The organism is Spirosoma fluviale, from assembly GCF_900230225.1.
In the GTDB taxonomy this organism is placed as follows: Bacteria; Bacteroidota; Bacteroidia; order Cytophagales; family Spirosomataceae; genus Spirosoma; species Spirosoma fluviale.
This window is the reverse complement of the sequence record NZ_OCNH01000001.1, coordinates 590,734-615,047: the sequence shown is the minus strand read 5'-3', so window position 1 is coordinate 615,047 and position 24,314 is coordinate 590,734. Positions and strand designations below refer to the sequence as shown.

22 protein-coding genes and 1 tRNA gene are annotated in these 24,314 nt (G+C 47.5%); 10 read left to right on the top strand and 13 right to left on the bottom strand.

The genetic code is table 11. From position 1 onward, the window contains the following. Positions 1-35: 35 nt before the first annotated feature. Positions 36-1,049, bottom strand: a complete 1,014-nt coding sequence (locus tag CRO74_RS02625; protein ID WP_097124435.1) for an ABC transporter ATP-binding protein — start codon at positions 1,047-1,049, stop codon at positions 36-38. A gap of 89 nt (positions 1,050-1,138) precedes the next feature. Then, complete coding sequence (locus CRO74_RS02620; RefSeq protein ID WP_097124434.1) at positions 1,139-2,761, bottom strand: NADP-dependent glyceraldehyde-3-phosphate dehydrogenase; 1,623 nt, start codon at positions 2,759-2,761, stop codon at positions 1,139-1,141. A gap of 463 nt (positions 2,762-3,224) precedes the next feature. Between CRO74_RS02620 and CRO74_RS31230 the strand changes: the two genes are divergently transcribed. Then, a complete protein-coding gene (locus CRO74_RS31230; RefSeq protein ID WP_012925412.1) occupies positions 3,225-3,392 on the top strand; it encodes a lmo0937 family membrane protein in 168 nt (55 codons plus the stop codon). Between the two features lie 199 nt (positions 3,393-3,591). Here CRO74_RS31230 and CRO74_RS02610 read toward each other — a convergent pair whose 3' ends face one another. Next, the gene (locus tag CRO74_RS02610; protein ID WP_097124432.1) at positions 3,592-4,020 is read right to left on the bottom strand and encodes a response regulator; all 429 of its coding nucleotides are present in this window, start codon (positions 4,018-4,020) and stop codon (positions 3,592-3,594) included. Between the two features lie 540 nt (positions 4,021-4,560). Here CRO74_RS02610 and CRO74_RS02605 point away from each other — a divergent pair. The 6 genes from CRO74_RS02605 (at position 4,561) to CRO74_RS02580 (ending at position 9,054) form a co-directional block, all read left to right on the top strand. Next, the gene (locus CRO74_RS02605) at positions 4,561-5,796 is read left to right on the top strand and encodes a site-specific integrase (protein WP_097124431.1); all 1,236 of its coding nucleotides are present in this window, start codon (positions 4,561-4,563) and stop codon (positions 5,794-5,796) included. Between the two features lie 68 nt (positions 5,797-5,864). Continuing rightward, positions 5,865-6,734: a hypothetical protein gene (locus tag CRO74_RS02600; RefSeq protein WP_097124430.1), complete on the top strand. Its 870-nt coding sequence runs from the start codon at positions 5,865-5,867 to the stop codon at positions 6,732-6,734. A 118-nt stretch (positions 6,735-6,852) separates the two neighbouring features. Further along, a complete protein-coding gene (locus CRO74_RS02595; RefSeq protein WP_097124429.1) occupies positions 6,853-7,158 on the top strand; it encodes a helix-turn-helix domain-containing protein in 306 nt (101 codons plus the stop codon). A gap of 14 nt (positions 7,159-7,172) precedes the next feature. Next, positions 7,173-7,682: a hypothetical protein gene (locus CRO74_RS02590; protein ID WP_097124428.1), complete on the top strand. Its 510-nt coding sequence runs from the start codon at positions 7,173-7,175 to the stop codon at positions 7,680-7,682. 76 nt (positions 7,683-7,758) lie between these two features. Continuing rightward, entirely contained in the window at positions 7,759-8,730 is a 972-nt protein-coding gene (locus tag CRO74_RS02585; RefSeq protein WP_097124427.1) for a hypothetical protein, read from the top strand. A 12-nt stretch (positions 8,731-8,742) separates the two neighbouring features. Further along, on the top strand, positions 8,743-9,054 hold the full coding sequence (locus CRO74_RS02580; RefSeq protein ID WP_097124426.1) for an HNH endonuclease: 312 nt from the start codon (positions 8,743-8,745) through the stop codon (positions 9,052-9,054). Between the two features lie 607 nt (positions 9,055-9,661). Here CRO74_RS02580 and CRO74_RS02575 read toward each other — a convergent pair. Beyond that, a tRNA-Leu gene (locus CRO74_RS02575) sits at positions 9,662-9,745 on the bottom strand. Positions 9,746-9,896: 151 nt separating this feature from the next. Between CRO74_RS02575 and CRO74_RS02570 the strand changes: the two genes are divergently transcribed. Beyond that, positions 9,897-12,635, top strand: a complete 2,739-nt coding sequence (locus CRO74_RS02570; protein WP_097124425.1) for a PAS domain-containing protein — start codon at positions 9,897-9,899, stop codon at positions 12,633-12,635. Between the two features lie 34 nt (positions 12,636-12,669). Here CRO74_RS02570 and CRO74_RS02565 read toward each other — a convergent pair whose 3' ends face one another. After that, the gene (locus tag CRO74_RS02565) at positions 12,670-13,908 is read right to left on the bottom strand and encodes an ABC transporter permease (RefSeq protein WP_097124424.1); all 1,239 of its coding nucleotides are present in this window, start codon (positions 13,906-13,908) and stop codon (positions 12,670-12,672) included. Positions 13,909-14,073: 165 nt separating this feature from the next. Between CRO74_RS02565 and CRO74_RS02560 the strand changes: the two genes are divergently transcribed. Next, a complete protein-coding gene (locus CRO74_RS02560) occupies positions 14,074-15,336 on the top strand; it encodes an asparagine synthetase B (protein WP_097124423.1) in 1,263 nt (420 codons plus the stop codon). 77 nt (positions 15,337-15,413) lie between these two features. Here the strand turns inward: CRO74_RS02560 and CRO74_RS02555 are convergent, their stop codons facing one another. Then, complete coding sequence (locus CRO74_RS02555; protein WP_097124422.1) at positions 15,414-16,484, bottom strand: DNA/RNA non-specific endonuclease; 1,071 nt, start codon at positions 16,482-16,484, stop codon at positions 15,414-15,416. A 75-nt stretch (positions 16,485-16,559) separates the two neighbouring features. On the opposite strand from CRO74_RS02555, the gene CRO74_RS02550 reads away from it, so the two are divergent. Next, positions 16,560-17,795, top strand: a complete 1,236-nt coding sequence (locus tag CRO74_RS02550) for a BaiN/RdsA family NAD(P)/FAD-dependent oxidoreductase (RefSeq protein WP_097124421.1) — start codon at positions 16,560-16,562, stop codon at positions 17,793-17,795. Here CRO74_RS02550 and CRO74_RS02545 read toward each other — a convergent pair. The 7 genes from CRO74_RS02545 to CRO74_RS02515 all read right to left on the bottom strand — a co-directional run bounded on the left by CRO74_RS02545 (position 17,792) and on the right by CRO74_RS02515 (position 24,286). Then, a complete protein-coding gene (locus CRO74_RS02545) occupies positions 17,792-18,721 on the bottom strand; it encodes a bifunctional riboflavin kinase/FAD synthetase (protein WP_097124420.1) in 930 nt (309 codons plus the stop codon). The two genes, CRO74_RS02550 and CRO74_RS02545, sit on opposite strands and share 4 nt — an antisense overlap. Beyond that, entirely contained in the window at positions 18,718-19,443 is a 726-nt protein-coding gene (gene truB / locus CRO74_RS02540) for a tRNA pseudouridine(55) synthase TruB (protein WP_097124419.1), read from the bottom strand. Before truB ends, CRO74_RS02545 begins: the two co-directional genes overlap by 4 nt. Before the next feature lie 98 nt (positions 19,444-19,541). Beyond that, on the bottom strand, positions 19,542-20,387 hold the full coding sequence (locus tag CRO74_RS02535; RefSeq protein ID WP_097124418.1) for an undecaprenyl-diphosphate phosphatase: 846 nt from the start codon (positions 20,385-20,387) through the stop codon (positions 19,542-19,544). A 110-nt stretch (positions 20,388-20,497) separates the two neighbouring features. Beyond that, positions 20,498-20,836 carry a DUF3098 domain-containing protein gene (locus CRO74_RS02530; protein WP_097124417.1) on the bottom strand — a complete coding sequence of 113 codons (339 nt, stop codon included), beginning with the start codon at positions 20,834-20,836 and terminating at the stop codon, positions 20,498-20,500. 85 nt (positions 20,837-20,921) lie between these two features. Beyond that, entirely contained in the window at positions 20,922-21,803 is an 882-nt protein-coding gene (locus CRO74_RS02525; protein ID WP_097124416.1) for a cell division protein FtsX, read from the bottom strand. Between the two features lie 203 nt (positions 21,804-22,006). Next, positions 22,007-22,765, bottom strand: coding sequence for a tRNA pseudouridine(38-40) synthase TruA (gene truA, locus CRO74_RS02520; protein ID WP_097124415.1), 759 nt, complete (start codon positions 22,763-22,765; stop codon positions 22,007-22,009). Between the two features lie 126 nt (positions 22,766-22,891). Then, complete coding sequence (locus tag CRO74_RS02515; protein ID WP_097124414.1) at positions 22,892-24,286, bottom strand: DUF6600 domain-containing protein; 1,395 nt, start codon at positions 24,284-24,286, stop codon at positions 22,892-22,894. Between the last annotated feature and the right edge of the window lie 28 nt (positions 24,287-24,314).

The following is a 24,314-nucleotide window of genomic DNA, read 5'->3' as shown; positions in this document are numbered from 1 at the left end:
TACAACCCAAAACAAGCCATCAGGGTTAACAGCAACTAGGGCTTTACTGTCCAAACGGACTCATTGGCAACACGAATACCTACCTCCTGCCCAACGTGCAAATCGGTGCGGGTCGTCAGTAGACGCAGCAATACATAGCGCGACAGGGCAACCTCCAGTTCGTAATGACTACCCTTGAAAAACACCGCCCGAATGGTGCCAATGGCTCCACCTTCCGTTAGCTGAATCTGCTCGGGCCGTAAACAAATCAACTCATTGGGACTAGTCGGTTCGGGTAAGCCGAGTAAAGGCAGGTGTCTGGCTTTCAGAATATTGACAGGGCCTGTCATACGAGCGGCATAGGCTGTTTGCGGCTGGTGATAAACAGCGGTCGGCGAACCGAGCTGTATCAGTTTACCATCACGCATAATCCCCAGCGAATCGGCAATGGAAAGTGCATCTGTAGCATCGTGGGTAACAATCAGACAGGACGTTGCGCGTGAATCCGTTGCAACGTCAGCCTCCTCACGAACCATGTCGAACAATAAATCGCGGACGATTAGCCGGTTAGGTAAGTCAAGATGGCTGAAAGGTTCGTCAAGCAACAAGACGGCCGGTTTATCGGCAATGGCGCGGGCAATGGCGGTGCGTTGCTTCTCCCCCCCCGATATTTGCCGGGGCACACGATCCTGCACCTCTGTTAGCCGACACAGTCGCAGTAATTCATCCACCCGGAAGTCGCGGTAGCTCTTCTCAAAAAAACGAAGCGCATACCGAATATTTTCCCGGACGGATACATTAGGCATTAACTGGTATTCCTGATGCACCAGCCGAATGTTTTTATGACCCGGCACTAGTACATCCGATGGACCCGCTACCCGTTCGCCATCGAGACTGACCGTGCCGGTATCCGCATCGGCCATACCCGCCAACAGGTTTAGCAGCGTACTTTTCCCGGAGCCGCTGGCCCCCACAAGCGCCATGATTTGTCCCGGCTCAAGCGATAGCGACACATTACGAACCGCCGTAACGTCAGAATAGACTTTAGAAAGTTTAGTGGCAGTGAGCATGTAATGCCAACCGGAACGGTCGACCGTTTAATTGTATAACACCGACCGACCGGGACGGCTCGACGCATCAACGGCCGATCGGTGCTCCCTTAAAAAATAAAATTCGTACTCAGGAATGTAGACTTATGGTGCTCCACAATGTCGTTCAGAATCGCTTTGTTAGTAGCGGTGTCTTTCGTAGCTACTGCCGATCGGATTGAGAATGACCGCAGGGCATCTTCGACCGACAGCGTACCTTCTGCGGAGTCTTTACGTCCGGTAAACGGGAACGTATCCGGCCCGCGCTGGCACTGGGCATTGATGTTCACCCGGCTTACCAGGTTCACCAATGGATCAATTAACCGCGATATTTCTTCGGTATCGGTACCAAAAATACTCGCCTGCATGCCGTGATCGTCGGTAATGAGGTAGTCGATAAACTCCTCGGTATCGTCGAACACAACTACCGGAATAACGGGACCGAACTGTTCTTCCCGGTATAAGCGCATCCCTTCTTTAACTGGTGAGACAACCGCTGGTACAAACAGCGATGCCACCGTTTCGCCCCCGCCTTCATTGACGATAGACGCGCCCCCCGCTTTGGCATCGGCAATAATGTCTGTCAGGTACTGCGTCTTGTTGGGTTCGGGCAGCGGGGTAATTTGTACACCGGCATCCCACGGCATTCCGGGTTTAAGATTACTCACTTCCGGCCCAAAGCGTTTCAGGAAGTCATCGGCAACGGAGCGATGAACCCAAATGATCTTGATGGCGGTACACCGCTGCCCATTGAACGAAAGTGTACCCAAAAGGCACTCTTTAACGGCTACATCCAGATCGGCATCGGGTAAAATAACGGCGGCATTTTTGGCATCCAGGCTCATAATGGACCGTAGTCGGTTAAGTTTTGGGTGTTGCCGCTGGAGTTCATCGGCAACCCGACTGGAGCCAATAAGCGTTAGTACATTTACCTTGCCGGACTGCATAACGGGTGGAATTACATTAGCCCCCCGGCCATACAAGGAGTTGACAACCCCTTTCGGAAAACTGATACGGAATGCTTCCAGCAAGGGGTAATGCAAGAGAGAGCCATGCTTCGGGGTTTTGAACAGAATGGTGTTCCCCATCAGAATAGCCGGAATGAGTGTTGTGTAGGTTTCGTTGAGCGGGTAGTTGAACGGCCCCATAGCCAGCACCACGCCCAGGGGCGACCGTCGGATCTGGCCAATGATTCCTTCTTCAATCCGGAACCTCGACGAATTCCGGTCCATCGTTTTCAGGGTATCGATGGTATCGTAGATATAGGTTACCGTCCGGTCAAACTCTTTAGTGGCATCGGCGAGGTTTTTGCCGATTTCCCACATGATCAGGTTCACGACCAGTTTTTTCTGTTCGAGCATCTTCCCGACAAATGTTTCCATGCAGGCAATACGCCCCGCCACCGACATCTGGGGCCACTCGCCCCGTCCGTTATCATAGGCAGCCACGGCCGATTCGAGGGCTTCGAGTGCTTCCTCAGGACCAGTAACGGGAAAACTACCCACCAGTTGTCGTTGCAGTACACCATTCTGGTCGGGGATACACACGGGCGAATAAACTTCAGATACCGGACCGTCCCACTGGCGCATTTCGCCGTTAAGGAGGTATTCACGCTGGTGAATGGGTTCGATACGGTAGTCGGCAGGAATCTGGTCTTCCGACGGGAAAAGTTGAAAAAGAGCTGAATTAGTCATTATTGAGGAGAGATGGAAAAGAAACGGAAGCAAACGTCGCCATTCGTTCACCGAATTCCAATCCTGCCAAAAACAAAGTTGGGCAATTTGCAACAGGAATCGATCAGGCTAAAGCACCGGTTAAACCATTCGGCAAAAAATACAGCTGGATACGAAACATTTTCCTTACACATGCAAAAAAAACCATATTCGGTAAACATTTACAGTACACAATCTTCCTTACCGATCTCATAACCAATGCGCTAACTATAATCCAACTCAATTGGCCTTTCTGTAGGCAAACTCCCTATTCAGGCAAGTCTGATCCATAATGTAGCCACCCCACACACTTCAAATAGTATTATATAATATTTATTTTATTATATATATCGACACATGTTTGTTTGGCCGTTCACTCGATTTTCTAAACGTTTAGAAAATGTACTAGTTAGACCATCGAACATCTACTAATTAAATAAATACCATGGGCAACTTATTATACACCATTGCGGTGATTCTGATTATCATCTGGCTACTCGGATTTTTAGGCGTTTTAGGAACAGGCATTGCCTCCAGTGGTCTGATTCACGTCTTGTTAGTGATTGCCGTTATTGCAATCATCCTGCGTCTTATACAAGGACGGGGGGTGTGAGTTATCGGTTGACAATTCAGTCTAACGTAAAAAAGCCGGGGACGACTTAACAGTCGTCCCCGGCTTTTTTGATGTTAAATAGGTACGTGAACCCTCTTTAGGGACAATCATACAGGGCTAGCATTATTTAGGCGAGCCACTCCTTCTGATGATTTTTTTACCAATCGCCTACCCATTTTTAAAACCTGAAAGATTGGGGTTAAGATGGGGCTAGAGTAACTACAGTTAACCAGTAAGAAAGTAAAATCTGAAAATGACCCTCCCAATCCAGTAAGTTTAACGGCTTAGCAATAAACGAATTGGCACCTACATCATACGCTCGCTGAATATCGGCCTGATCCTGATGATGGCTTAATACCACAATAGGCAAACGAGGATACGACTTCCTGATCTCTCGGATTAATTGCAGTCCTGCTTCAGGTTGAGGCAACAGAAGATCCAGCAAAACTAGTTGAGGAAATAACTGTCTGTCATTAGCGTAGACGTCCAGATAATCCAATGCCTCCTCAACGTTTGTGGCAAAAATAGGCTTTACCTGGAACTTGTTTACTTGACAACTATAGCCAATAAGTAAATGATGATCGGTATTGGCCTCTACGACCAGGATGGATAAAGAACGATTTACCAATGGATTGATTTGTAGCTAGAACAGATTGAACGTCAAAAAAATAACCCATTAACGAGTAACAGGCTATTGAACTGATGAGATTAGTGTAGCAATACAATGGTTTAACTGGACATCAAAACTATTTGATGATTCTGAAGGAATTCTGAAGAATACGGATGCGTCAAACTATCATTTTCTATAACGCTTTGTAAGACCTGTCTGCGCAAATTGGAATTTGGCCAACTTAAAAACCGTGATACATGCGCAATCCAGTAAAATATACCCGACAATAAAAACAGGTGGCTAAACGAAAAAGGCTTTAAACGCCTGTAAAACAAGCATCTAAAGCCTTTAGATGTACCGGGAGCCGGACTCGAACAACTACTTTCATACATATATGCTATTATCCTAAATCATTGTTTAACAGGCATTTAAAAGGATGAATGAATGTAGATGAAAGCGTTTAAATATATAATAAAGTAAGAATTGTTTCGGTAATGTTTCGGTAAACTGTTTCGGTAAACTATCTTCGGGCAGGATAAAAAACGAAACATACTTAACATGACACCCGATTCAAGCAAAAGCCGGAATCTAGTAAACTCGTTTACGTTCACGGCAGAACTAAACCACAAACCAAAGTTAAACGGAGACCATGCCTTATTTCTACGTATAACGGCTGACCGTAAGATTAAGCGAATCTATACAGGCTTTGACATACCGAAGAAAGACTGGAACCCGATTAAGAAAACAGTACGCCGTACCTACCCCCTTTACAAACAGCTAAACGAAAGGCTAATCGAACTCAAAGGGGAAGCTACCACAATCAAAGCAGAGGTAAAGGGAGCCACAGCGGTAGTAGTGATTGACCACATGAAAGGCAAGTATCAGACTTCCTTCTTTGCCTTTGCTGATAACTTCATTGAGAAACAGGCATACAATACAAGCCGCAACGTTCGTACTGAAGTCAACAAGTTCAAAGAGTATATAAAGAACGATAGCCTAGTATTTACTGACATTACTACCCCTACCCTATACACCTATCACGAATGGTTAATCAAGACGAAAGGTAATAGCCTGAATACAGCGAATAAGGGGCTTTCTAAGCTACGTACGGTAATAGGCAGGGCAATAGAAGAGGGGCTGTTAAAAAGGCAGGATAACCCGTTTTTAGGCTTCAAAATGAAGGAAGCCAAACCCGAAAGAATCAGACTTACAGAAGAGGAATTACAAGCCTTTATTGGTGTTGACCTACCCGAAGACTCTCTTATTTGGCATACCCGTAATTACTGGTTATTTGCTTACTATACCGCTGGCGTACGGTTTAGTGATGTGTCTTGTTTGAAGTGGGAGAACATTGTTAACGGTAGATTATCCTACGTGATGCGTAAGACCCAACACGTAATACAGCAAGAACATACTATACAAATACCTAAGCAAGCGGAAGCCATTCTTTGCCATTACCGGAAGCCAGACACCAAGCCCAAAGACTACTTGTTTCCAATCCTCAGCGGTAAGCGGGACTACACCACAGAAGCAGAACTGTTAAAGGAAATTTCCCGGAAGAACGCACTAATCAATAAGTACCTGAAGACGATCTGTTTAAAGGCTGGCATACCTAAAGACCTTTCGTTCCATTCAGCCCGTCACACGTTCGCAGACTTAGGACGTAGGAAGATAAAAGACGTGTACGCTATCTCCAAGCTACTACGGCACTCTAAAATCAACATTACCGAAAACTACCTGAAGGACTTTGATACCGAAGTCACAGACCAAGCATTAGACACCCTTTTTGGGTAGGTCTTTATTAGGTTCTTTTTAGGTAAGAATTCTTACCCCTATTCTACTATGCTTAATATTTTACGTAGATGAAACATCAAAGACCTACCCCTATTGAACGAAAAACCTACTTAACTTCTATTTCTCAACTTTCACAGTTTTTTGATTTAACTAGAGTTGAAGAGTTAATAAAACGTGGAAAATTTCCTATTCGTGGTCTAAGTCCCAAAGGAAAGGCAATAGTTGATGAGCTAATAACAAGGCATAACATTCCAATCGGATTGAGGGATGACATCTACTTTGCTTTTAAGTATATACTAACCCAATACGATCCGCCAGTATTTGCAGAGGATGAAAATAAATGGAAGGCGGAAAGAAATAAAGCCCGTAACCCCTCAACAGCAGAAGGGATTGGTTTATACCACTACTTAGGACATGGTAGTTTAAATTCAGATACTGTCGAAAAAATCACTATTACATTAAAAGGAAGTCCCAAGCGAACCTTTACAATCGCTTACCCTGAGTTAATTTATTTCATACTCCAATCTGTAATGGATAAATACGGAGAAAAAGCAGATGAGGACGAAACAGGCATTAAGGATATTATTCAAGAAGATGAATGGTATGTAGAAAAATATACAGAGTACGACAAATGGAAAACAGATGATTATACGACTTTCAGAAAGAAAGAAACAATCAATGATTTATATTCTTACCTCTCTTATAAAGTACCACACTTAGGTACTGACAATATTTGCAGGTTTGGAGCTGAATTAATGTTTATAGCTGGCGCGCCATTTAAGCACGGCAGAGGTAAGAAAGCCCCTTTACATGACACCTTTGTAGAAGATATAAAGGATCAATTCTTGAGACTGGCAGAAATTACACCCAAAAACAGGAACGAAAGTAGTAAGGCAAATACACGAGCAAAAAAGCCAAAAACGAATGTAAACCCTTGATAATAAGAAGCTACCAAGAGACACAAAAAATTCTTAAATGTAGTATCTCTCTACCTATCCTCATATACTGACCTTTGACCTGTTCAATGATTCTTCAAAATCAAACACAGGTTAAAACATGGAAACAAAGCTGATAACAGCAGAGGACTACAAAGCATTACTATGCACCTTAACACGCTTAGAAAGTAAGCTGGATAGGATAACACCTCAACTACTTGATGAGGTAACTTTTAGACCCGAAGAGGTGTGTAAAATGCTTGATATTAGCCCGAAGACACTACAAAACTACCGGGATAAAAAACAGATTAGCTTCAGCCAGGTTGGCCCCAAAATCTGGTTTACTGCACTAGACGTGCAGACGTTTCTGACTCATAATAAGATTCAGGCAAAAGGATTGATTCTGCAAAACGAGCCTAACGCCTAAACCTTATCAGAGCCATGAATAAACAACTTATCAAAGCTATAGAAAAAAGGCTAGTATATCGGCGTAATGCGGAAACAAAGGCCAGTTTTTACCGTCAGTCAGGAAGTTCAGAAGTTCTTCCGCTTCGGATTAACTTTTCAATTGACCCCGTAGGTTTTCAACGTATAGCCCAAACAGGAAGAGCCGCAATTTATAGGAAGGTTGCAGACTGTAAAGCCCGTTTTACTCGAAAAGACACACCAAGCCCTTATTGGATTGCTAATAGCAGAACGGAAGAACGTGTAAGCTTCTCTCTATGGGATTGTCCTGATTTTCCGCTACTACTAGGCTTTGCTGATGTGGGTAGAACGAATGAACACGGCAGAATAGAGAACACCCCGGATTTAGTGGTTATCGTACGCACCTTGGACAATTGCCGGGATACGTTAGATGTACGCATTTATCCCGGCTTATACAGGCAGCGGGAAGCGGTGCTGACAATACTTAATGAAGAGGTCAGGAAACAAGGCCCAACTATTTTTTAAGCCTTAAAACACAAAAAAGGGGCTTCCCATGTGGGTAGTCCCTTTCTACATTTTAGGATAAAAAACGAAACCCGCCATGTTTGACCATATTGGAGTTTCCCTCTTCACGGGCAAAGATACACCCAATCTATCGTACCTCACTGACACGGGTAATATCTGGCAGGGTTGGCAACAATACCGTTTAGAAGGTGTCTGCCCGTTGAAGGTGCAATACAAAGCCCAACTTCGGGAATTGAAGATTAGCGGTAGCCTACCCTATCTAAGTAGAGGACATAATTACCCCGCTGAAGCTACTGACCTACGGGAAGCGATGGACTATATAAGCCAGTTAATAGGACTTAATGTTTTTTCTGGTTCAATAGATGTTTTTGAGTTCGGGCAATTTGTAACAGTTCCTCTTCGGGTAGATATTATGCTGGCGAATCATACCCATTTAAAGGGGTTTGTTGCGCGTGGTTATCTCAATCAAAAGAGTAAGTTTTTTGATTCCTCAGCCCTACGGGTAAAGTTGTATGATGCCAATGAGAACTTTAAACAGAAGGTCAAAGGAGAAGCAAAAAGAGCCTTACGGGATGACTTCGGATTTAAACCGGGCAAACACTGTCTGAAGGTAGAGAACCACTACAAAAAGCCTGAAATCTACTTTAAACAAAGGGTGTTGGTTGCTGATCTGTTTAACCCTTCTTTCGTCAACCTCTGCAAAGTTGACCTTTTGGAAACTTACCAAAGAATCCGAAAAACCCCCGCTGGAGCTATGCCTACAAACAAAAAGGATCTTCCCGCTTCGATGCTTCCGCTATTGGTATTGAAAGACCTAGAAGCTATTCACGGGTTTAGTATGGAAGAGCTACTGACCCAAAAATTAAAGACTATACCGGAAGAGGTGCTGACCTCTGAAGACCGTAAAGCCCGTAAACGTCAACTAAAAAAGATGTTGGGCTTAGTAGCTTCGGCAAATGCCGATAGTCCGTTTGATGTTTCACACCTATTAGAAGAGGTGCTGACCATACATGAGGAAAGTAGTAAATTAGAAGAGTATCAACCGTAACTATTTGACACTATGCCAACCGTAAATAAACCAGAATGGCCATGGATTAAGGCTAATCCAAAACCAACGTACCAAGCCCCTAAAGGGAATATACCCGCCAATTTTTACCGTATGGCTCCATGGCGCAAACTTCGTGCAAGGGTTTTAGAAAATTCCCCCCTTTGCGTTCATTGCTTGGAGAAAAACCGTCTTACCCCGGCGCAAATGGTTGACCACATTAAACCTATTCGCTTAGGTGGTGAACCTCTTGATGAAACAAACCTGATGCCTTTGTGTAATCATTGCCATCAAGTTAAACGGGGAAAAGAACGGCATCAAGGGTAGGGTATATCAATTTTGTAGAAGAGGTTAAAGCATTACTCGCAGACCTCAAACAGCCAACTCCATGCAATTAAACTGATAGGGGGTTACCCTCTTCATACAAAACAGCCTTTACATTATGTAGGGGCTGTTTTTGCTTTATAGATGAGGTAAACGAATAAGCGGGAATAAGGCTTGAATGACAACGAACAACACAGTAAGGGGGGTATTCTGACTTTCTGACCAACACCTTCCCGCTACCCGCTTGCTAAGCAAAAAAAATCGGTGTCAAAATTCAAACGGTTTTTTTCACTTTGTACTTTATTACTCATCTTAATCTATCCCTATAGCTTACAAAGGAGCTTTTTTATAAAACAGACCAAATAATTAATTGAGAGAAATACCTTTATGACATATGAAAGTATACCCTACCCCCCCCCTTGCATTTTGGCATCACATCTTTTTGAGTAGGTAGCGGTTAGCGGCAAAGAGCATTAATAGAAATATGATATACCCCTACCCTTTACAGAAGCAAAATAGAGTATTTAAAGATTTGTTTCGGTAGGGTTTCGGTAAGCAAAGAGAAACCCCTATAAGATTCTGATAAACAGTCACTTATAGGGGGTTGTTGTACCGGGAGCCGGACTCGAACCGGCATGTCCTTGCAGACAATGGTGTTTGAGACCATCGCGTCTACCGATTCCGCCATCCCGGCGACAGAATCGTCACGCCGAAGCGTGATGCGTTTGTCAAACGTGGGTGCAAAAGTAAGTCGTTAATATCGCTTTTGCAAATAAAAATTTGAGATAAAATGAGGTGGTGCGTTTATCCAGTTTTCTTAAATTTACTGTACTCCAACGTTCCTCATGACCACCTCAAGACTAGTCCCCTCCTCCTCGTCCTCTCCGCTCCTTTTCGCCAGTTTAGTGGACCACTCACCCAACGGTGTTATCGTCTATGAACCAGTACACAACGAAATGGGTGCGATTATCGATTACCAAACGGTGTATTATAATCAGAAGGCATTGGCCCTCACTGGTCATACCCACGAGGAGATGATGTCCCTGTGGCTATTTCAACGGGCACCTTACGCACAGGCACAGGAAGAAAACCTTCGGCAGGTCGTGGAAAAACAAATTCCGTTTGACATTGAGCATATCATCCCCGGAACAAACAGATGGTTCTCTTTTGAAAATCGCCCCGTTGGTAATGGTTATTTTGTCACGCTACGGGATATTGACGACCTCAAACAGGTCGAAATTCAACTGGAAAAACAGAACACTTTCCTTCAGGAGACTATACAGCACACTACAGAACAGCAAATATTGCTCAAGAGCGTACTGGATACTTCGCCAAACAGTATCACCGTCGAACGGGCCATTCGGAACGCAAATGGGGAAATCATTGACTTTAAGATAGAATTAATCAATCCGGCGGCCCTGAGGCTGGGTCAATATTCAGAAATCGAGGTTCTTGGGAAATCCATCAGTGAGTTTAATCCTGAGTTTATAACGTCGGGCCTGATGGCGGCCTACATCGACGTGTTACAAACCGGGAAACCCTTACAAACTGCTTTTTTCGCTAAACCTATAAATAAACATCTGGAGTTGTCAGTAACACGGATGGATGCTGACAACATTATTGTTCTGTTCAATGATATTACCCAAACGCGGCTGGATGCCGAAGCCCTGCGTAAAAAGAATGAACTACTGGATGGTGTGCTCAGTACTTCGCTGAGTTCTATAATGGTTTACGAAGCCGTTCTTGATGATGCCGGACACCTTGCCGATTTACGGGTAGTCCTAACCAATGAGGCTTCGTTACGGGCATCCTATCGTACTAATGAAAATATTGTTGGCCGTTTGTTAACATCTCTCAACCCCGATACGAAAAACACCGGACTTTGGGATCAATACGTATCTGTTTACGAATCGGGACAATTGTTCCGGGGGAAGCACTATTTTCCCACATTAGGGAAGTGGTTCGACGCCACCGTTAGCAAGCTTGGCGACGGGCTTGTGGCAACCTTCAATGACATCAGCCATATTTATTCGGCCACGCAGCAAATTGAGGAACAGGCTCAGCTTTTTGAAGGAGTTTTGAAAACGATGACCAACGGCCTTTCGGTCCTGGAAGCGGTGCGGGATGATGCCGGTAACCCTGTTGATTTCCGGTACGTTTGCGTTAGTGCGACAGTTTTGCGAGACACAGGAATGAGCAGTGAGCAACTAATTGGACAATCGGTGCTCTCCCTTTTTCCGGGCACCAAACAAACGCCCCATTGGGATGCGTTGTGTACAGCTTTACAAAGTAGCCAGCCGCAGCATTTTGAGTCGCACTACGCATTCGACGGACTCAATAACTACACAGATAACTGGATTAACCGACTTGATGCCAACAGACTCATTTCTGTCTACGTAATCACCAATGAGCGTAAAGAGGCCGAATCGCTGGCCAAACAGCGAGCCGCTATTTTACAGAGTGTTCTGGATGGATGCCAAACCCCCATTATCCTGTTTGAAGCAATCAGAGATCAGGAAAATCAGATTACCGACTTCCGTTATCTGGTTCAAAACGACGCAAATGCCCGCCTGGTTAGCCATCCTATTGAAGAAACCCAGCATAAAACCATGCTGGAGGTACTCCCAAGTTTAAAGTCGTCCGGCATTTTTGACCGATACACTGAGGTAGTCGAAACTGGCCAGCCCCAACGATTTGAACAGTACTACAGAGATGGCTCTGTTGAAGGCTGGTTCGACATTTCAGTCGTTAAACAGGACGACGGAATAGTAGTCGTAGCGCACGATAATACACTCCTCCGCAAAACCCTGCAGTACGCAGAGCATTTGGTACTCGACTTACGCCATTCCAATCATAACCTGGAGCAGTTTGCTTACATAGCCAGCCATGATTTACAGGAGCCGCTGCGCAAAATTCAGTCGTTCGGCAATTTGATCATCGACCAATACGGCAATCTGTTGCCGGAAGATGGCCGAATGATGCTCAAACGAATGCAGTCGGCAGCCGACAGAATGAGTCAGCTGATTCGGGATTTGCTTACTTATTCACGACTAACCGCTGAACAGGAAGCATTTGAGCCAATTGGTTTCCAGCGGATACTGGCCGAGATCCTGAGCGACCTTGAGTTGGTTATTGACGAAAAAAAGGCACGTATACAGCTCCCGGATGCGTCTGTTCACCCCTCCATTTACTTTAATGGCAACCGGAGTCAGTTGCGGCAGTTGTTTCAGAATCTGCTGAGTAACGCCCTCAAATTTATCCCCTTAAACAGAACTCCTGAAATAATTTTCCGGGTAGGGGCTGTTTCGTCAGACGAGGTGCCTGCGTTCGTACCAAACCGAACAATGCGCTCGTGGGTCGCCATCGATGTTTCGGATAATGGCATTGGTTTCGATGAAAAATACCGGGAGCAGATTTTTCATCTGTTCGAACGCCTGCACGGTCGGAATGAATACTCGGGAACGGGAATCGGTCTGGCCATATGCCGTAAGGTAGCCGAAAATCACGGAGGGACTATTACAGCCCGAAGTCAGCCCGGACTAGGCTCTACATTTACCGTATTCTTACCAACGATTGACTCATAACCGACTCGCCCGGACCGGTCTCCATAGAGTTGCTTTACTCGTACCGTAAGGCTTCGATGGGATCGAGTTTAGATGCACGTACGGCGGGATAGATACCGGCAAAAAGACCCACGGTTACACAAACGACAATTCCTAACCCCATCCATACCCAGGGCACTACAAAGCCACCTTTACCCTGGCTGACAAGCGTGGCGATCAGGTTACCAATGCCAAGTCCGAGGGCAATGCCCCCCAAACCACCCAGAATACAGATGACGATAGCCTCGATCAAAAACTGCTCCCGGATGCGTTTGGGCGTAGCACCAAGTGATTTCCGAATGCCAATTTCGCGGGTTCGTTCGGTAACCGACACCAGCATGATGTTGAGCAGCGCAATAGCGGCTCCCAGGAGGGTAATAAAGCCAATCCCAAAGCCACCGATACGGAGGTAACCGGTAATATTTTCGGTTTCTTTCGCCAGTTCATCGGCTCGCTCAATGTCGAACGAATCGGGCTGTCCCAGCGGGTCCTGCCGTACTAACCGCATAACTCCGCGTGCTTCGCCAACGGCTTCGTCCTGGTCCGCAACGCTGGGTACCGAGGCCGTAATATCAAACGACAGCTTCCGGGTTCCTGCCAGAGCGCGGGCATTATCGAGCGGTACAAGAATCAGTCGATCATCGCCCCCGCCCGAAAACCCACCTTTCTTTTCCAGCACACCCACAATTTTGTATTGTGACCCCGACACCCGAATTAATTGGTTGAGCGGATTTATCTTTTTCTCAAATAACGTGGCCGCTAATTCGCTCCCGACAATGGCCACGTTTCGGGCGTACTGCAACTCGTTTTGCGTCATGTTACGACCGCTCAGGAGGGTATAGCCCTTCACCGACAGGAAAACATCATCAATACCGATCAACTGCACGTTTGGATTCGTTTTCTTGGAGCCGAATTTTGCTTGTGCAGTTCCCGTTACCACACTCGAAACGGCAATAGTAGCCCCGTAAGGAAACCGGCGTTTGAAGTTGATAGCGTCGAAATAGTCAATGGGGGCATCCTGGCGTTGTATTCGCCCTCCCCGCCGAAAGGCATCCTGCCGGGCCACAATGCTAAATGTGTTGGCGCCAAGCCCGGCAAAACTACTGTTTACCGAGCTTTGAATGCCGTCGATAGCCGTCAGAATCCCCACCAGTGAGGTGATACCAATGGCGATAATGAGTGAGGTCAGGATGGTTCGTAAGCGGTTACCCGCAATCGAGCGCAAGCCTTCCCGTATATTTTCAAGTAAGTTCATCTATCGAATGGGTGAGTGAATGAGGAATGTGAGAATTAGAGAATGGGTAGTCTTGCTACATTCTCTAATTCTCACATTCACTCATCCACAATTAAATTCTCGCACAATATTTGTGTATCTTTCGTTATAACAAAACTAGCACAAGCATTTTTATCCGGGAAGCCAATGAAACGTCTGCTGTTACCGCTCATCCTTTTTCTCACGCTGACGGGTCATGTATGGGCCTCTAAGATTCTGATTCCCATGGATGATGCCCAGAAGAATCACCTGAAAGCCTACGGAATTGCCTATTGGGTTCTCAAAACGCATGATACAGAAATCGACTGGTTGCTTAATTACCGGGGTGGCTCGTTTATGATGCCGCAAAGTCAGGCATTCATCAATGAAATGGTCATACGTGGCGTGAGTTACGAAGTCATTTCGGATGCGCAATCCGCTCAGATTCTGTCTGAAGTTTCGGCGGCCGATGCGAATATGGACGCGGTAAAGCTTCAAAAGCCTCCTAAAGTAGCTGTTTATTCCCCCAAGACAAAGCAACCCTGGGACGATGCCGTAACCATGGTCATGACCTATGCCGAAATCCCCTACGATGTGGTTTTCGACGAAGAGGTCATGAACGGAAAACTCCCTGAATACGACTGGCTTCACTTGCACCACGAGGATTTTACGGGTCAGTACGGTAAGTTCTTCCATTTTAAAGACCAGCCCTGGTACATTGCCCAAAAGCAGGAAGCTGAAAATATTACCCGCAAATTTGGCTTATCCAAAGTACCCCAGTTAAAGCTAGCGGTAACCCAGAAAATTCGTGATTTCGTACTGGGCGGTGGCTATCTGTTTGCCATGTGCAATGCGACAGATACGTATGACATTGCCCTCTCGGCCCACAACACCGATATTGTCGACTCGTTTTACGACGGCGACGGTGCTGATCCCAATGCTAACAACAAGCTGGATTACAGCCAGACGATGGCGTTCCGAAACTTTCAGGTCTATACCAATCCGTTTCTGATCGAGTTTTCCAACATCGACAATCAGCCCGAAGAGCGGGGCCTGAGCGAGCATAACGATTACTTTACTCTGTTCCAGTTTTCGGCCAAATACGACCCTATCCCAACCATGCTGACGCAGAACCACGCCAATGTGATCAAAGGCTTTATGGGGCAGACAACGGCGTTCAAGAAAAACTACATCAAGCCCGAAGTGGTCATTTTAGCTGAAAACCGTGCGGCCGGTGAAGCTCGTTACATTCACTCACCCTATGGCCGGGGTTTCTTTACATTTTACGGTGGACACGACCCCGAAGACTACCGGCATGAAATCGGCGAAGAACCCACCGATCTGAACCTTCATCCTAACTCAGCCGGTTACCGGCTGATTCTCAACAACATTCTTTTCCCGGCAGCCAAGAAGAAGAAGCAGAAAACCTGAGAAGTAACAACTGCCGTGATCCATTTTTAGGTATCAGTCGGTAAATCTATTTCCTATAAGAAGCCTGCTGCCGGATATCAGTAAGAAAACCAGTCCGTTACCATTTCGTCCCGGCTTTTGCTTTCCAGCTTTCGTTCCAGTTCATCCGGAATCTTTGGGAAAAAGTCAATTCCGGTTAGCTGTTCAATCCGGTCAACCGGCACAACGAACTGTTTTAATGACTGGTTCGACGGCTCGTTGTTCAGCAAAAAACCAATCATCCGAATCTCTGGCTTGTTGCAATACAGGATCACCTTATAGAACTTCTCCGGCACACTAACTTCTGTCGTCTTGCCAATGGTTGGTAAACCAGGCTTCAGCACGGCACCCGTTACCACATAAATACCTTTGTCGCGAATAGCCCAGGTTCGAACCAACTCTTCCAGCTCTTTCCAGATACCCCGGTTGAAATCGGGAGCCTGGGGTGTGATGTTGCTCATGTAGAACGTTTCCCGCATCATCCGTTGCGAGAACTTAAAATCACCCGCCGGAGCCAGGTGCCCCCGGTCATAACCCGATCTGGTATAGTCGGATGGAAGAGCCGTTCCGTTTTCTACCCTTGGGTCTGGCTTAAACTGCTCATTTTTGCGATCGGCGTCGCCCGTTGTTTCGTAGGCTAGCAAAGGGTACGCCACCCAGTCGGCGTCTTTATACTGGTCGCGGTACCGGAGCGTGTACCCATCGTGCCGGATAATTTCGTCTTCGGGTTTTACAAAAGGCAGGATAAAATCGACTTCTTTTTCGAAATCGAATCGAGCGTTCCCAGACGAGGCCGTTGACGGCTTCCCGCTATGGTCACTGGCTTCACTCTCGTCTACTCTATCCGATTGGCGTGACTTACCGCGTCGGTTATCAGTAGCTTCGTCGCTCTGATTCGGTTCCGGTGCTTTGTAGGGATTGTCTTCTTTTGTTACATCGGAACGAGAGCGCCCGATACCGATCAACTGCCTAAAATCGTTCCAGAAAGCCACAACGGGTTTCGTTTGCCCGCCATAGTGCAGAAACAGGCCGATCAGGAAGAATATAAACAATAGAACAAGCGTGTTTCCACGCAGCCGAAAGCCACGGCGGGCGTATTTTTTTGTTGAAAAACGAGGCTTAAAAAACATAAAAGTAAAGTTACACGGATTTTATCAGGGTATTGAAGCGGTGAACCGTAAACGGTAAACCGCTGTTAAAAATGCATGTCTTCGTTGAATATTGTTGTCATTGGCGGTGGTGCCGCCGGTTTCTTTAGCGCCATTACAGCGGCCGAAACCTTTCCGGATGCAACCGTTACCATTTTAGAAAAAAACCGTACTGTTCTCAATAAAGTACGCATTTCGGGTGGCGGGCGCTGTAATGTTACGCACGCCTGCTTCGACAATCGTCAGTTGGTGAAGCATTACCCCAGGGGCGAAAAACCCTTACGCCCACTGCTGAATCTCTTCGACGCCACCGCCACCGTTCAATGGTTCGAAAAACGGGGTGTTCCTTTGAAGACAGAAGCCGACGGACGTATGTTTCCTAATACAAACACGTCTGATACCATTGTCGATTGCCTGTTAACCACGGCGCGTCGGCTGGGCATTACCGTTCGTACCAGTTGCGGGGTTAGTACGTTAACGCGCGATGGGCACGACCGCTGGCAACTTCACCTTTACACCGATGAAGTCCTCACTGCCGACCGTGTGCTGGTGGCTACCGGTGGTTACCCGAAAACAGACGGCTATAGCTGGCTACCCGAACCAAGTGAGTCACTGGTGTCGCCGGTGCCCTCTTTATTTACCTTCAATGTACCGGAAAACCCATTTCTGCCCCTCGCCGGAGTGTCGGTGCCGGATGCTAAAGTGTCCATTATGGGTACCAAACAAGAACAGCGGGGACCACTGTTAATAACCCATTGGGGCTTTAGCGGCCCCGCCATTCTACGCCTGTCGGCCTGGGCCGCCCGCGACCTGGCCGAGCTGGAGTATCAATTTACCCTGCGTATAAACTGGACGCCCGAGCTAAATGAAAATCAGCTGAGAGCGGCTTTGCAGGATTTTCGTCAGCAGAACGGTCGAAAGCTGGTGGTTTCTCAAAATCCGTTTGTGTTACCCTCCCGGCTTTGGCAAATGATGGCTACGGAAGCCGGTATTGCCGAAACACAGCGCTGGGCAGATTTACCCGCCAAACAACTGAATCGACTTACGGAGAAGCTGACGAACAGCCAGTTTAACGTGGCCGGAAAGAGTACCTTCAAAGATGAGTTTGTCACCTGCGGAGGAATCTCGTTCGGTAGTCTGAATCCACAAACGCTCGAAAGTAAATCCCAGCCCGGACTGTTCTTCGCCGGTGAAGTGCTGGATATTGACGGTATTACGGGTGGCTTCAACTTCCAGAGCGCCTGGACAACGGGCTATGTGGCCGGGTTGAACATTGGCAAACAAATGACCTAGCTCTCAAGCACTTTCCGGGCGGCTTCCTCGTCATGTTTGAGTTGAGCAACTAACGCTGGCAACCCGTCAAACTTTTGTTCGGGACGCAGAAACTCCCGGAATCGGAGGGTCATATGCTCGCCGTAAATGTCCTTGTCGAAATCGAAAATGTAGGTCTCTATGGTCTGGTGCGTTCCGGCTACCGTAGGCCGAAAACCAATATTGAGCATACCTCCTAACGTTTGACCGGCATATTCCACATCGACGGCATAAACTCCGTTGGCCGGAATCAGCTTGGATGGATCGTCGACCTGCATGTTTGCGGTTGGGAAACCAATGGTGCGGCCAAGTTGGCGTCCTTTTACGATCGTTCCGGTCAGGTTATAAGGTCGACCTAGAAACAGATTGGCCGTATGCACATTTCCTTCGTTCAGTGCGGCCCGGATTTTGGAGGAACTAACACCAACCGCTTCGACATCCTGCCGGGGAATCTCCTCTACTTCGAAACCGTATTCACTCTGGTGTGCCTGTATATAATCGAACCCGCCTTCCCGATCGCGACCAAAGCGATGGTCGTAGCCAATGACGAGTTTCTTCGTACCTATCTTATCGAGCAGAATCTGCCGGATGTACTCTTCTGATGTAAGTTCAGAGAAAGAGCGCGTAAACGGAATAACAACGAGGTGCTCAACACCCGCCTGATCGAGCAATTCGATTTTTTCGTCCAGGGTTGTGAGCAGCTTCAGATTCTGGCTGTCGTTCGATACGACGGTACGTGGATGCGGCCAATACGTAATCAAAACCGACTCGCCCCCGCTTGCCTGCGCTACTTCCGTCAGCCGGGACAAAATAATTTGGTGACCCCTATGAACCCCGTCAAATGTACCGCTCGTGACGACGGCATTTGGTAAAGGCTGAATATCATCGAGGCCTCTGTAAATAATCATTCGTTCGTTGGTAACAGTTCTGATTGTGCCGCCCGGTATGCTGCAATAAACGCGTCGATGGTCGCGGCATTCTCTACGGTAAACTCACCAATACGTGTTCGGCGCAGACTACTCATGTAAGCTCCGTTATTGAGCAGCAAGCCCAGATCGCGTACCAGACTACGAATATAAGTGCCTTTTGAACACACAATGCGAAAATCGACTTCCGGGAAGCGTTCCGTACCGACCTCAAAAGCCGTCACCGTTACCTGACGCGCTTTGATTCCCCCCTCAACGCGGTCGGCGGTTTCGCCCCGGCGGGCTTTTTCATAAAGTCGCTCGCCATTGACCCGAACGGCGGAGTAAATGGGGGGCACCTGTAGAATCTCGCCCGTTAGCTGCCGGGCGGCCTCCTGTATTTGTTCGGAAGTGATTGCCGTTGTATCGTATTCGGCGTCGAAAGCGGTTTCCAGATCCACCGATGGGGTTGTTTTACCCAGCACCAGGGTTCCGGTATATTCCTTTTCCTGAGCCTGATACTGATCGATCTGCTTGGTCATTTTGCCCGTACAGAGAATAAGCAAACCGGTAGCGAGTGGGTCCAGCGTACCGGCATGACCGATTTTCTTGAACTTACAGGCGTATTTGAGCTTATTGGCTACGTCGAACGACGTCCAGGTTATTGGCTTGTCAATTAAAATTACCTGACCGGGGTCGGGTGTTGGTTGATTTTGTTGTGACACAACTATGTACGGACAAGCACGGAAATACGTAGAGAGAAAGATAAGAAATACCTCCGTGTATCTTTGTGTTTCTCCGCGTATCTCTGTGGCAAAATGAATTATAAAACGTCCAGCTTCACGCCAGCCGCCATTAAGCCCAGAAGCAGTAAGCCAAGCGCAATCCGGTAATAACCAAACACTTTGAAACCGTACTTGTTGAGAAAACCGACAAATCCCCGGATAGCCAGCAAGCCAACTACAAAGGCAATAACATTACCAATCAATAGCGTCTGGTAGTCGGCCGGTTGTATTAGTTTGTACGTCTTCAGAAGTTTGTAGCCCGAAGCCGCTGCCATGGTTGGCACAGCCAGAAAAAAGGAGAATTCGGCCGCCTGCGTCCGGCTCAATCCCTGATACATACCCCCAATAATGGTTGCCGCCGACCGAGATACGCCCGGAATCATGGCGATACACTGAAAAAAGCCAATACGAATAGCATCCGGCACTGTTACCTCCCCATCCTTAGGCTGGCGATTGACAATCCTGTCGATAAAGACTAGTACAATACCACCGACTAACAGTGAGACGGCAACAGTGGTAATACTTTCGAGAAGTGAGTCGATGAAATCGTTCAGCAGCAAACCGATAACGGCAGCAGGCAAAAAAGCGATCAGTATCTTGCTGTAGAAATCCGCCATGGGCTGCAACCGGACGGGTAGCGATTTGAGGTAACCGGGCACAACGAATGTACCCGTGCGGGTATCGGTCATGAAACGACGGTGATACATGACAAGTACCGACAGTATACACCCAAACTGAACGTCGACCGTATATAACTTAGTGAACTCATTCCCGGCAATACCGGCTAATGACGAATAAATAATCATGTGGCCCGTTGAGGAAACCGGTAAAAACTCGGTCAATCCTTCAATAATGGCCAGCGCAATAGCGTGAATCAGTTCCATTAAAAACAGTTAATCGTTTGTCGTTTGCAGTTAATTAGTTGCCAAGAGCAGACAAACTTATGGCAAGCAGAATCAAACGGCAAATAACAAACGATTAACAACTAAACTTTTTACACCCTGGGCCGGGCGAGAATCGCGAAAAACTCCAGCACAAAGCCGCCCATAACGACTAAAGGACCGAGTGTAAGGCCCAGAAAACCAAAACCAAATTCTTCTTTATCGAGGCTCATAATGAAGAACCCGGCCAGAATAACGCCGATACCCGCCAGCATGAGCGTGTAGTTCTGCCGCCCGAAGGGAAGCGCTGCCGCCGAGTCCCGACGTACGGGTTCTGCCATCGCCGACCGCGTAGGTACCGTTTTGGGTGCTGCCGGTGTCGTGTCGACTATTTTCTTAACTGGTTCATCACGCAGTAGCGTGGGGATGCCAGCTTGTTTATCCTTTGCCATATTCGTTCGTCAGTTATGCTTTTTGTGTAACTGTAAAAATCAACCTCTGGTTTGGGCTTCATCCAGGAGAGAAACGCCAGCCAGACTAATACAACTCATCTAAAGTCAGGCCTAAATAACGATTTACGGCCTGAAACGTGCTTAGGAAGCCAATTAAAACGCCCAGCCCCACGATACCCGCCATCAGGAAAATCATCTTTTCGGGGTCCTGAAAAGCGCCCAGTTCGGGCAAGTTATGAATAGCGACCTGCAATCCGGCAATGAGCAAAATAACGGCAATAACACCCGCCAGAAAGCCCTGCCACATACCCCGTCCTAAAAACGGCCGGGTGATAAATCCGTTTGTGGCACCCACCAACTGCATACTCCGAATGAGTAACCGTTGCGAATGAAGCGCCAACCGGATCGTGTTGTTCATTAACACCACAATGATCAGCAACAAAATGAGCGCAAAGGCCGACATGACGGCGTAAATCTTTGTGATATTTCGATTGATGTTATCAACCAGATTCTCCTGATAAACAACCTCAAATACACCGTCAATTTCTTCCAGGTCCTTTTTTACTTCCTGTAGTTTAGCTTCCTCAAAGTAGCCTTCACTCAACTTTATCCGATAGCTGTCATGCAGTGGATTCTCACCTAAAAATTTCGAGAAGTCCTCTTTAGTTTCGGCAATGAACTCTTTGGCAGCGTCCTCCTTCGTGACCAGGTTAACCTGAGGCACGCCATTCGTTTTGAGGATGTAAGGCCGCTCGGAAATAGTGCGAAAGAGTGCGCTGCTCTTTTTTACGTCGAGGTCTTTATCCAGAAATGCCCGCACTTCGTAATTCTCGCGGATATAAGTCACCAGTTTTTTTGACTGGATAGCCAGCAATCCGCAAAAACCGATTAAAAATAATGCCAGTGTCAGACTGAATAAGATCATGCCACTGGGATACGCACCTACTTTCTTCTTGTTACGAGCCATTTATGGGGTTCGTGTTATGAGACAAAAATAACGGATTCCACGGGGGAACGCTCCAAATTAACAAAATTTAAGGGGAATGCAGGCATTGGGCATCGGGGTTTGGGCAAAGGGACAATGGCTATGTTTCCTACCCGGCCTCCAATTTATCAACAGCTACTCCTCTTAATCGCTGAGATTTTACCCGAAACCCTATACCCAAGCCCCTATGCCCTCTGCGCGAACACCTGCGCCGGATAGCCCACCTCCATCAGGTATAACCCATTTGCCGGTGCGGCTCGGCCAGCCACTGTACGGTCGCGGGCCAGAATGATTTCCTCAAACTGGCCAAGGCTCATACGGGCCTGCCCTATTTCGAGCATGGTACCTACAATTGTCCGTACCATACCCCACAAAAATCGATTCGCTTTTATATGAAACGTCAGGCAGTCGGCATTTGTATAGTCCCAGTAGGCAAAATCGAGCTGGCAATTGAAGTGAGTCACATTTGCTCTGGCCTTACTGAAGCTTTGAAAGTTAGTGTGTTGCAGAAGTAATTTGCAGGCTTCATTCATTCGGTCGATGTCCAGATGCGGCCGGAAATGATACGTAAGGGTACCTTGAAAGGCATCTTTCTGACGGGTAATGTGGTACTGGTAATACCGGGAAACCGCTGAAAAACGGGCATGTGTTTTGTCCGAAACCGGAAATATGGCGTGAATGGCAATATCTTCCGGCAACATGCAATTAATCGAATAAATAAGGCTTTCTGTTAGATTCAGGGGCTCCTCAACATCAAAATGAGCAAACTGCTGTTTGGCATGGACACCCGCATCGGTCCGGCCACTACCCATAATGTAAATGGGTTTACCTAATCGTTGGCTCAAGGCGGCTTCCAGCGTAATTTGAACGCTTACGCCGTTGGCCTGTGTTTGCCAGCCATGATATGCCGTTCCCCGATACGATAATTCAATAAAATAACGCATACCGGGCAAAAGTACCGCTTAATGAGCACTTAGCGACGCTGGAATTCGCACGAATAGATAAAGCGGCCACCCGAATGAAACATCGTTCACTGGGTGGCCGCTTTAAGTATGTGTTCCGATTCTGGTTTAACGGGGACCGCGCTGGCGTTCGCCCACACCATTTACCCGTTGCGACTGCTCTTGAATACGCTGCTGAGGTTGACCACCTCTATTCTCCTGCGACCGTTGGAAACCTCCACCGCTTTCGCTGCGTGCTCCGGGCACTGATGGGGCATTTACGGGGCCTTGACCAGGACGTTCCGTCCGCTGCTCGTAAGTTCGGTTAGGTTGGGTTTGCTGAAGACCGGCGGGCTGGTCGTCTCTTCGTGAAAAGCCCCCTCCCTGCTGTTGAGGTTGAGCGTTACCCGACGAATACGAACCACGACTGGGTTCAACCTGAACAGGTGGTGCTACCGGGTTATTTCCCGGCGTGGGCGCATTGTCAGGTCTGTTGTAGCCATTATAACCGCTTCGGTCAGGAGCCGGGTGACTGTTGTAGCTTCCACCTCTATTCGGGGTGCCGTTATACTCCCTCCCGGGAGTAGCGGCATTTCCTTCATAGGGCCGGTTAGACGTAGCATTACCATTGTAATTTCGGTCAGGAACATTGTTGCCCCCATTGTAGGAGCCACGACCGGGGTTATTATAGTTATTGTAATTCGGGCGGGACGAATTGTCGTATCGGTCGTTATACCGGTCGCGATCGTTATAACGATCACGGTCGTTACGCCCATAATTTTGTCCATAACCCGACGACTGACCGGGGCGATAAAAGCCTACGGAGCCATTGCCAACCACCGACCGGCCGGGCCGATCCAGCGGATCAATTCGGTAAACAGGAACGCGCTGGCGGGTTACCCGCTCAATTTCATTCCGGTTAGGACCATATACATAGGCACGGTTATTCGACCGGTATACATTATTGATAATAGTGGTATTCTGATAAATATTGATGACGTTTGGCCGCGCCACCCGGTAGCTGTAAAGCCTTGGGCTGGTGATGTAGATCTGCGGCACGAAAGTCCAGTAAGGAGCCGGAATGTTGATATTTACGTTGATGTCGATGCCAGGTCCCAGCGGTGCCCATCCGTAATAGCCGCCACCCGTGCGCCACGATACCCAGGCTGGCCCCCAGTCGTTACCGGGCACCCACGCCCATCCATATTGACTGTCGAAGAACCAGCGTCCGTAGTGAAAAGGTGCCCATCCCCAGGCGTAATCGGACACCCAGGTATTGCCGAACTCCGTCACGACCCAGTGCCCGTCGGTTGCGTACGGCTGAAAATCCGGGCCTACATTCGGTAGCCAGACCGAACCATATACCGGATTAGGCATCCACTGTCCGTACGGAGCCAGCTCATTATAGAATGTTTGTATAGGAACACTTATCCCCGGCTGTGCCGTAGCTTTTTGGGGAGCTATTGGATCAAGAGCAAGTACTGCCACCAGGCCGAGTACATGTATTGTTTTCAGGATAGTCATGACAGTAGGTCGTTATCTACCGCGTATC